Source organism: Glutamicibacter sp. NPDC087673, from assembly GCF_044743255.1.
GTDB lineage: Bacteria > Actinomycetota > Actinomycetes > Actinomycetales > Micrococcaceae > Glutamicibacter.
The window spans coordinates 1-2,663 of sequence record NZ_JBIUWB010000017.1; the positions used below are offsets into that span (position 1 = coordinate 1).

Annotated in this window: 1 protein-coding gene; it reads right to left on the bottom strand. The window is 49.5% G+C overall.

Translation table 11 applies throughout. The features are described from left to right. Positions 1–41 precede the first annotated feature (41 nt). Positions 42–2,555, bottom strand: a complete 2,514-nt coding sequence (locus ACIOTL_RS18055; RefSeq protein WP_400344222.1) for a hypothetical protein — start codon at positions 2,553–2,555, stop codon at positions 42–44. Between the last annotated feature and the right edge of the window lie 108 nt (positions 2,556–2,663).

Genomic DNA, 2,663 nt, shown 5'->3' on the forward strand with positions numbered 1-2,663 from the left:
AGGAATTTGAGCGAGTCTACTATGATGAAATGACAGGCTCGTTACCCGACGCAGCTGCACATAAGACGGCGGCATGATTTCCGGGACGGTTCACCGTCCCCCAAATATGGAATCAGGTATCCCCATGAAGAAACCTCATCAGTCCCAGCATCTCTAGGGATGCCTCTTAAACGCCGAGACATATAATCGCGCAACCAACGCTTCCAAACTTCCGTTCGGTCGACACCAGCATCTTCCAAAAAGGTCCCTATTGTTTGAACAAAAGATGAAGCATATTTTCCATTCTCAGCAAGGATACTTTGTTCGAGTAGCTTCTCACGCTGTTCTTCGGAAATACTCGAATACGAAATAAGCGATATGACTAGGCTAAAGAATTGACCCTGGAGATGAACTTCGAGCTCGTGTATAAGCCCCCAAGCAGTGATAAGACGATCGGTGAACCCTGCAGCTAGAAGTTGGTTGTCAATACGCGGGTTATGCAAATATGCCCTCCAGGAAGCCCGACGGAATCTCTCATCTTCGAATAGCAGAAGTATATGGTCTACGGTGAACTGAGAATCAGCTGCGTGCATGAAGTACAGATTTCCCGCGAAAGCAGGACCAGCTGCATCGCATACATGCTCGGGATCACCTATGAGCCGCTTTATCGCTGCCCGTTCTTCGTCATCCAGCCCAACCCATTCCTCACGATGTTTCCGCCACCTACGATCAACTTCAGAGATCCAGTAATGCGCGAGATCCCCTGGCCAAGAGTTGAGCTCCAACACCGCAATCGAATTCTTAGCAGATTGCCCTGAATGTCGATAACCATCGCTCTGTTTAGCGAAAAGGTCTATGGCTAGATGACGCATCTTGCCCAAGAATTCGGAATCATCCTCATCTATCCGTTTTTGGATCTGTTCCAGAAGAAAACGACTGACTGCCCGGGCCGCTACCTTGGAAGACGTTAGACTTGCAACTCGTTCAAGCATTGCAACTCCTACGTCTTCTTTCATTGCCATAGCCCAGCCTTCAACTATGGAGATGAATAGTTCATTCTTAGAATGGCTAACGTCTGGGTTGGAGGTAATGAGTGACCAAAATTCATATCCAATATCAGGTTGCGATTCCGCGACTTGCCGTACGAGGGAAAGGCAGTCAGACCATTCGGGCTCTTCGACGTTCTCTCTTGAATAGTCCTGGCTAAGGAGGTCTTCAACTGTCTGCAATGGTTCGCTTCTGAACTTGGAGATAAATTCGTCGACTTCCATGGGAAGTTTTCCGGCCCACGTTCCTCCTGTCATCCATCTGTTCATATCAGGATGTTCACGCTCAAGAAATTCTGGATTACCAGACTTCAGTTCGTCTAGTACTTCCCTCGCTTCAGTCCACCCGGGATCACTTCTGAACAACCAGCTCACAAGATTGAAAACAGCGTACGCATTGCGCCGCTCGTGGTCTGGAATTTCTTCATCCCTCACGGGTCCGATTCGGGTTGCGGCGAGAAGATTCTTGCGACTCGTCTCGGATGACTCCCCTACTGAACTTTTCAGGGCGAGATAAACTTCGTGTTTTAGCTCAGTCTCGAAAAGAACTGATCTTTCAAGCAACCAAGAAATTTTTTCATCTACGGATACTGCTTGGTTCAGTCTAAGAAGATGGATGGACAGTCGACGAAAAAGCGTTAGATCCGTTGACCACCAGGTGTCAATCAAAGTTGAGTTGGCAGGAAGGGCTTTCTCGCCATAGTCACGAAGTCCATCGATGATCGCGTCAATGGGTTTGCGATACTGATCCTGTTCATGGGGCTCAATGGCCATACGACCGAAGGTTAAAGGATCCCAATTTCGGTCCCCGTGGTATGTATCGAGCAATTCGTACGCGCTTTGAAGAGCCATCTCCAGCAAATTGCCCAGCGCCCAGTCACCGGGCCTCCTGGATGCGACAGCTTTAGAGACGTGCCGGGCTAGGGTTCTGGAATGAGCTTCCCAATGCACCACAGCGTCAGGCAACTGCATCAGATCTTGCGTTTCATCAAACGTTATCCGGGGCTTCAGCAACAAATATGGTTCGATAGCCGCACGAAGTACCGCTCCTGCCTCCTCTTCATCGTGAGGTTCATAGGGTAAGAGTCCGAACTCCAGGGCCGAGGCACCGGTACGCGACACTGAGGATGCCAGAAACGACTTCCAGCGCCGTCCCGCAAATTTGTCTTGCTTGTACAATTCGTTCGCAGCCATACAAGCCATCTCGATGAATGCCGCATCAAATTTTTGACCTAGTCGCTGCACTGTTTGCAAAGCCGCGCCGTGAAGTTCTGGTTTAGCGATAAACGACCAGCAGAACCAGCGTCCCAAAATCGAAGGAATTGAACCGCGCAGTCCTGACGAAAAAATACCCTTAAACGAGGGAAAATCTTCAATCCATCGAAGCCACTGTGCTTGAAGAACCGGTTCAACTGTTTCGACGTGTTTCACAAATTCATGTGCACCTTCTTCCGTGGACAATCTGCTAAGCAGATAATCGTGGTCCACAGGAGTGATCTGAGTTCCCCCGGCAATGATTTCCGCCGTCATTGCGCTGTGGTCAGTGAACCGTCCCGGAAATCATGCCGCCGTCTTATGTGCAGCTGCGTCGGGTAACGAGCCTGTCATTTCATCATAGTAGACTCGCTCAAATTCCTC